The sequence below is a fragment of the Streptomyces bambusae genome (assembly GCF_019400985.1).
In the GTDB taxonomy this organism is placed as follows: domain Bacteria; phylum Actinomycetota; class Actinomycetes; order Streptomycetales; family Streptomycetaceae; genus Streptomyces; species Streptomyces bambusae_A.
In genome coordinates, this window is record NZ_WTFF01000346.1 from 1 (window position 1) to 7549 (window position 7549).

At 73.8% G+C, this 7549-nt stretch carries 5 protein-coding genes and 1 pseudogene; 3 read left to right on the plus strand and 3 right to left on the minus strand.

Translation table 11 applies throughout. The features are described from left to right. Positions 1–123: 123 nt before the first annotated feature. Positions 124–1416 (plus strand): phosphotransferase, encoded by a 1293-nt coding sequence (locus tag GPJ59_RS30895; protein ID WP_219671222.1) that lies wholly within the window; start codon positions 124–126, stop codon positions 1414–1416. A 98-nt stretch (positions 1417–1514) separates the two neighbouring features. Here the strand turns inward: GPJ59_RS30895 and GPJ59_RS30900 are convergent, their stop codons facing one another. Next, positions 1515–2165, minus strand: coding sequence for a TetR/AcrR family transcriptional regulator (locus tag GPJ59_RS30900; RefSeq protein WP_219671223.1), 651 nt, complete (start codon positions 2163–2165; stop codon positions 1515–1517). 162 nt (positions 2166–2327) lie between these two features. Between GPJ59_RS30900 and GPJ59_RS30905 the strand changes: the two genes are divergently transcribed. Continuing rightward, on the plus strand, positions 2328–3560 hold the full coding sequence (locus GPJ59_RS30905) for an FAD-dependent oxidoreductase (RefSeq protein ID WP_258025180.1): 1233 nt from the start codon (positions 2328–2330) through the stop codon (positions 3558–3560). Positions 3561–3871: 311 nt separating this feature from the next. Here the strand turns inward: GPJ59_RS30905 and GPJ59_RS30910 are convergent, their stop codons facing one another. Beyond that, complete coding sequence (locus tag GPJ59_RS30910; RefSeq protein WP_219671224.1) at positions 3872–6055, minus strand: putative bifunctional diguanylate cyclase/phosphodiesterase; 2184 nt, start codon at positions 6053–6055, stop codon at positions 3872–3874. Then, the gene (locus GPJ59_RS30915; protein ID WP_219671225.1) at positions 6052–6873 is read right to left on the minus strand and encodes an SAM-dependent methyltransferase; all 822 of its coding nucleotides are present in this window, start codon (positions 6871–6873) and stop codon (positions 6052–6054) included. Before GPJ59_RS30915 ends, GPJ59_RS30910 begins: the two co-directional genes overlap by 4 nt. Before the next feature lie 304 nt (positions 6874–7177). Here GPJ59_RS30915 and GPJ59_RS30920 point away from each other — a divergent pair. Continuing rightward, positions 7178–7549: pseudogene (locus GPJ59_RS30920) on the plus strand (hypothetical protein); the annotation flags it as partial.

The following is a 7549-nucleotide window of genomic DNA, read 5'->3' on the forward strand; positions in this document are numbered from 1 at the left end:
GCGGTAGGGGGAGGGCGGAGGGGGGAGGGAGGGAGGGGGCTGGGGAGCCTGGGCTCCGAAGGGGGGTGGGCCCGGCGGGAATTCAGGAGCCGGGCGGGGCGGCCCGTGGAAGGATGAGCCCCCATGTGGTCCCGACTTCCGTTCGGAGAGCAACTGCGGGCCGAGCTGGGTGCGCCCGGCCGGGGCCGCCGGCTGGGCAGCAGCCCGCGGTCGCGGGTGTGGCGGGCGGAGGTGTCCGGCACTCCGGTGGTGGTCAAGCAGCTCGTCGACGGGCCGGAGGCCGACGGGAGGTACGCGCGCGAGGTGGCCGCCCTCCGGATGGCGTCGGGGGTCCGGCCCGCCGTCGTACCGCTGCTCCTGGGCACCGATCCCGCCGAACGGGTCCTGGTCCTGGAGCACTTGGAGCATCGGCCGCCGGCGGAGGACTGGGTGGTCGGGTACGCCGAGGCACTGGGGCGGCTGCATGCGGCCGCGGGTTCGGTCCGCGGGTCGGGCGGTGGGTCTGGCGGTGGGTCTGGCGGTGGGTCGACTGCGGGCTCGGATGCCGGGGCGACTGCCGACTCGGTTGGCGGGTCGGGCGCGGTTGGCGGGTCGGGCGGTGCGTCGGGCGCCGGGTCGGCTGCCGACTCGGCTGCCGACTCGGATGCCGGTTCGGACGCCGGGTCGGCTGCCGGCTCGGGTGCCGGCAGCGGCGACGGCGGCGGTCCGGGGGCCGGTGATGGCGTTCTCCCCGGCTGGGTCGGGCCCGGCGCGGACGACGTCGACGCCTTCCTGCGGCTCGCGCGGGCGCTCGGCTGCACGGTGGCGTCCGGCGTGCGGACCGAGCTGGAGGGCCTCGTGGACCGCCTGGCCGTACCCCCGGTCCGGGCCGCGCTGCTGCACGGCGATCCCTGCCCCGGCAACGACAGGCACACCGCTGGCGGCGTACGGTTCATCGACTTCGAACAGGCCTCGCTCGGCGACGGCCTCGTGGAACTCGCCTACTTCCGGATCGGCTTCCCCACCTGCTGGTGCGCAACTTCCCCGGACCGGTCACTGCTCGACGCGGCCGAGGCCGCCTACCGGACCACGTGGCGCGACTCGACCGGCAGCGACGTCCCGGAGGACCTCACCGACGCCTGTGCGGGCTGGCTGCTGCGCGGGGATGCCCTGGTGCAGCGCGCCCAGCGTGGAACCACCGACCACCTGGCCCGGATTCCCCGGAAGGACTGGCGGTGGGGCACCGCCACGGCCAGGCAGCGGCTCGTCCACCGCCTCGGCGTCATCGGCGCGATGACCGGGGGAAGCGGTGAGCTGATGACCGGGGGAAGCAGTGAGCTGAGGAGCGTGGGGCTCCTCGCGACGGCCATGCGTGAGGCCATGCTCGCCCGCTGGCCCGCGCTTCAGGCACTGCCCGCGCGCCGCCCTGCCGAGTAGGGCGAGCCCGCGGGCAGGGACAGCCAGCGGGCAGGGATGAGCGGGACGAATACCGAGCGGAGCCGAGCCGGAAGCGAATGCCGGGCGGGGACGCGGAGTCAGGCCGCGCGGACCGGTAGGACCGTGTCGAGACCGTGGGCGAGGGCCGCGAAGGCCTGGTCGGCGTCGGCGAGCGATTCGGCGAGGGCCTCGTCGGCCGTGCGGCCCTCCGCCATCCGGGCCCAGTTGACCCGGCCCAGCTCGTGGCGGACCGTCACCAGGTGCAGGGCGGACAGCCGCGCGGTCAGCGGCGGCACCGACTCCGTCTCCAGGACCTCCGCCAGCAGCTCGACCTCCCGCTCGGTGTAGCGGTCGAGCCGCCTGCGCAGGCTGTCCACGGAGTACAGCAGCCGCATGAACGCGACGATGTCGGGCAGGTCGGACAGGCCCGTGGCCGGGTCGTGCGCGGCGAGGGCCGCGGTGAACTGCGCGTGCAGCGCGGCGACCGGGCTCTGCCCGGCGGGGCGGTCGCGCACGGTGCGGGCGGCCTCGTCCTGGTGGTCGGCAAACCGGTCGAGGACCAGGTCCTCCTTCGTCGGGAAGTACCGGAACAGCGTCGGCTTCGAGACCTCCGCGGCGGCCGCCACGTCGGCCACGGACACGGCGTCGAAGCCCCGCTCCAGGAACAGCTCCAGCGCGGTGGCCCGCAGATGGGCGCGCGTGCGCAGCTTCTTGCTCTCCCGCAGGCCCTGGGTGGCGGTCGTGTCCATGGGTGGAGCATAGCACGGAATCGTGACCGGGTTATTTTTGTGACCCGGTTGCATTTTTAACCCGGTTGCGCTTTCCTTGATTCATCGCCGCCGCCCAGGGTCGCGGCGGACGGATCGACAGGGTTCGGATCGACAGGGTTCGGATCGACAGGGGGAGCGGAGATGAACGTCGCGGTGAAGGGTGGAACGAGCGGCTCGGTGCAGCACGCGACGAGCGGCGCGGTTCCCGATGCGATGGCCGGCGAGGGGAGCAGTGCGGTGGACGAGGCGGTGACCGAGGGGGCGGTGAAGGACGCGGTGGGCGAGGCGGTGACCGACGGGGCGGTGACGGACGCGGTGGGCGACAGGGTGAGCAACGTGGTCGTCGTGGGTGCCGGGCCGACCGGGCTGACGCTGGCCTGCGAACTGGCGCAGCGCGGTGCGGCCGTGCGGATCCTGGACCGACGCGACGCCCCGCACCGCGAGTCGCGGGGCAAGGGGCTGCGGCCGGACGCCCTCGCGGTGTTCGAGCGGCTCGGGATCGCCGGGCGGATCAGCGCCATCGGTCAGACGCAGCTGCTGTTCCGCAAGTACTTCGACGGGGCCCACATCGAGGACACGGCCGTCGAGGGCATCATGCTGATCGGCCAGTGGCAGATCGAGGACGTGCTGCGCGAGCGGCTCGCGGAGCTCGGCGTCCAGGTCGAGTACGGCAGCCGGCTCGTGGGGATCTCGCAGGACGCGGACGGGGTGGACGCCGCCCTGGCGGACGGCCGCACCGTCCGGGCCGGATACCTGGCCGGCTGCGACGGGGGGCACAGCGCGGTGCGGGGCCTCCTGGGCATCGCCTTCGAGGGGCACACCGACAAGGAGCAGGCCATGGTCGTCGGGGATGTCCGGGCGCCGGGGCTGAGCCGGGACTGCTGGCACCAGTGGTTCACCTCGGACCACCGGGCGATGATGCTGTGCCCGATACCGGGCACGGACTCCTTCCAGCTCCAGTCCTCACCGGAGCTGGGCGATGACGACCAACCGGTGCCGCCGTCGCTGGAGAGTTTCCAGCGCCTCTTCGACCGGCACGCCCGGATGCCGGGCCTACGGCTGACCGAGCCCACCTGGCTCTCGACCTGGCGGGTCAACGTCCGCATGGCGGACCGGCTGCGGGCGGGCCGTGTCTTCCTGGCCGGTGACGCGGCGCACGTGCATCCGATAGCCGGCGGCTTCGGGATGAACACCGGTATCGAGGACGCTGCCGCCCTGGCCCGGGCGCTCAGCGGGGAGACGGAGCTGGACGCCTATGAGGCCGAGCGCCTTCCTGCCGCCGCGCACGTGCTGGCCGACACCACCGAGCGGATGCTCCGGGTGACGGAGGCGGTCCGCACCCCGGGCAAGGGGATCGAAGCCGGCCTGGACTGACCAGGTCCGGGCGGCACGGGAGCAGGACGCGCGTCCGGGCCCGGGCCGGCCGGCCCGAGCGCGTCGGCCAGGGTGTCCCCGCCGACCCGGGTGCGTCGTCCGGCCCGGGTGCGTCGTCCGGACTGTCCCCGTCCGGCCCGGGAGCGCCGGCCAGGATGCCCCCGCCGACCCGGGAGCGCCGTCCGGACTGTCCCCGTCCGGCCCGGGAGCGCCGGCCAGGATGCCCCCGCCGGCCCGGGAGCGTCGGCCGGGCTGTTCCCGGCGGCCCGACCCGGCGGCCCGGCGCGTCGGCCGGGCCGACGGTGGCGGTGTCAGGGCGTGGCGTCCGAGAGGGAGAGGGCGTGGATCCGGTCCGGGGCGCCGGGGCGGGCGTAGTACCAGCCCTGTGCGGTGTCGCAGCCCAGGGCCCGCAGTTGGGCGGCCTGGGCGCCGGTCTCCACGCCCTCGACCGTGACGGCGAGTTCGAGGCTGTGGGCCAGGGCCACTATGCCCTCGACGATCTTGACGTCCACGGGGTCCGCCGGCTGCTGCTGCATCCCCTGGGTGAAGGAGCGGTCCAGCTTCAGCACGCTCACGGGGAGGCGGCGCAGGTTGGCCAGGTTCGAGTAGCCGGTGCCGAAGTCGTCGAGTGCGATGTCCACGCCCAGGGCGGCGAGTCGGCGCAGGGGTTCCAGGAGTTCGTCGTCGGCGCCGATCAGGGCCGATTCGGTGACCTCCAGGCACAGGGCCCCCGGCTCCAGGCCCGAGTTCTCCAGGACCGCCACCGTGTCCGCGACCAGGCCGGGGTGGTGGAGCTGGGTGGGCGAGAGGTTGACGTTGATCCGCAGGGGGCCGCCGTGCTCGCGCTGCCAGTTGCGGGCCTGGCGGACCGCTTCCTCCAGGACCCAGCGGCCCAGCGGGACGATCAGGCCGGTGCGTTCGGCGAGGGGGATGAAGCGGTCCGGGCCCAGCACTCCGTACTGCGGATGCGACCAGCGCACGAGGGCCTCGGCGCCGTACACGCTGCCGTCGTTCATGTCGACCAGCGGCTGGTACTCGACGAAGAACTCGCCGCGCTCCAGGGCGCCGGGCAGGGCGTTGGTCAGACCGTGCCGGGTGATGGCGCGGGCGTCGGCCTCGGCGTCGGCGAACTCGAAGCGGTTGCCGCCCGCGGCCTTGGCCCGGTACATGGTGATGTCGGCGCTGCGCAGCACTTCCGCCGGGGTGCGCTCGCCCGCCGGGCCCTCCACGATGCCGATGCTGCCGCGCACGATCAGTTCCCGGCCCTCCAGCCGGATCGGCGCGGCCAGCGCGGAGAGGATGCGGACGGCGAGGTCGGTGACCTTCTGCTCGGTGTCGGGGCCGGTGGTCAGGGCCACGAACTCGTCACCGCCGAGTCGGGCCACGACCTCGCCGGGGCCGGTCGCGCAGCTCTGCAGCCGGTCCGCGACCTCCACCAGCAGCCGGTCGCCGGCGGAGTGGCCCAGGCTGTCGTTGACCGCCTTGAAGCCGTCGAGGTCCAGGTAGCACAGCCCGAAGCGGGCGCCGTCGTCGGCGGGGCCGCCGATGGCCTTCTCCAGGCGTTCGAAGAACAGCGTGCGGTTGGGCAGGCCGGTGAGGGCGTCGTGGGTGGCCTCGTAGCGCAGGCGCAGGTTGAGCAGCCGCCGCTCGGTGGTGTCCTCCATCAGGGCCAGCTGGTACTGCGGCCGGCCCTCGGCGTCGCGCAGCAGCGACACCGTGAGGTTGGTCCACAGCACGGTCCCGTCGTGCCGGTAGTACGGCTTCTCGGCCCGGTAGTGCTCCCGTTCGCCGCGGACCAGTTCGCCGTACATCCGCCAGATGTGCGGCGCGTCGTCCGGGTGCCCCCATTCGCTGACGTTGCGGCCGCGGACGTGGCCTTCGAGGCCGCCGAACATCTTCAGCAGGGTGTCGTTGATCTCCAGGATGTTGCCCTCCAGGTCGGCGATGCCGATGCCGACGGCGGCGCCCTCGAAGACGGCGCGGAAGCGCTCCTCGCTGGCGTGCAGGGCTTCCTGGGCGTCGGAGCGGGCGGTCAGCGCGGAGCGGGCGATGGCCTCCTGCTCCCGCAGGGTGCGTTCGCGCAGGGCCCGGGCGAAGCCGGCCGCGATGCCGTGCTGGAGCCGGGCGCAGCGGGCCCGGTACTGCTCGGTCTCCTCCGGGCCGGCGCTGCCCGGGCCGCAGTACAGCACCAGGTAGGAGTCGACCACGCCGAGGGTGCCGGCCAGGGCGTCGGGGTCGGTGCAGTGCACGGCGACGAGTTCGCCGCCGACGCGCTGGGCGACGGCCGGGTCGAAGGCGCGCGCGTGCAGGGCCTCGCTGAGCGTGCGGGCCAGCGGCACCAGGTGCCGCTCGAACTCCACCCGGGTCAGCGACGTGGCGGTGACCGGGAAGATGGCCCGGCTCCAGATGGTCGCGAAGCGGCCGATCCGGTCCTCCAGGTCGGCCGGCAGCCCCGGGGACTGCGTCGCCTGGGCCGTCTGTGCGGGGACTCTCACGCCTTGCGTCCCACACCCGCGAAGCCGGAGAAGGCGTACGGATCCTCCGGCGCCGTGTCGTCCTCGGGGGCCTCCGGCCGCCAGGCGGGCATCGACACCAGCCCCGGTTCGACCGTCTCGAAGCCGTCGAAGAAGCGGGTGACCTCCTCGCGGGTCCGCATCACCAGGGGGCTGCGCATGTCGCGGTAGACACCGACGGTCCCGCCGGCGGCCTCCTCGGAGACGGGGATGCCCTCGTACGAGGCATGGGTGAGGATCAGCAGGCTGCCGGGGGCCAGCGCGTCGCGCAGCTCGGCCACGGCCCCGTACGGGTCGTCGGCGTCCTCGAGGAAGTGCAGGACGGCGACCAGCAGCAGGGCGACGGGCCGGTCGAGGTCCAGCAGCCGGCCCACCTCGGGGCTGTGCAGGATGGACCTCGGCTTGCGCAGGTCGGCGGCGGCGATGTCGCTGAGCTCGTCCCCGGCCAGGACGGCGCGGCTGTGGGCGACGGCCACCGGGTCGTGGTCGACGTAGACGACGCGGGCCTGCGGGGAGGCCGCCCGGGCGACCTCGTGGACGTTGCCGAAGGTGGGGATGCCGGAGCCGACGTCGAGGAACTGGGTGACCCCCTCGGCGACCGCGTACCGGACGGCCCGGCGCATGAAGGCCCGGTTCGCCTGCATGATCTTGGGCAGGCCCGGCATGAATTCCATCGCCCGGCGGGCGGCCTGGCGGTCCACCTCGAAATTGTGCGAGCCGCCCAGGTAGTAATCGTAGATGCGCGACACGCTCGGCACCGATATGTCGATGCCTGGCGGGGCCCAGGCGGGGCGGTCCATCGAGGTCTCCAAGGCGTAGTCCAGCTGCGGTCGGACTGCTGTCCGAGCCGAATGTACTGATCATTCCTCAACGGGGCGACCAAAAGCGGAAATTGGCGGTCCGTTCTTCGTCACACACCAAAGGCACGTGCGCGCCCGTGCCGCCCAATGACCGATGCCGACAAGTCCCTTTTGAGAAATGGCGGAAGTTGAGCCTCCGCACGGCCGGTCCTGGCTCAAACCTCTCTGGACACAACGTAGCCCGTTCGGGCGAACCCACACCGCGCGCCGCGTGCGCAGGACGGCTCCGGCCCATGATCCCCGGGTGAAGAGACCCCGTACCAGGCGCCTGCTGGCGGTCCCCGTCCTGCTGTGGGCGGCGCTGTCCGCCACCCCGGCCGTGGCCGATAGCTGCGCCTACGCGACGATCACCGACGGCGGCGGCCGGACGGTCGTGGAACTCGTCGCGACCGCCGGCAGCGGCAGCCGCGCAGGCGGCCGCGGGGCCGGTCAAGGTGGCGGACATCACGAGGCCAGGCACTGCCGCAAACACGCGGGCCGGCACCGGCACTGCCCGCCTCCGCCCCCGCCGCCGTGCCCGAAGCCCACGCCCGAGCCCACACCCAAGCCCACTCCCCCGCCCAAGCCCACCCCGAAGCCCACCCCGCCGCCGAAGCCGACCCCGGCGCCCCAGCCG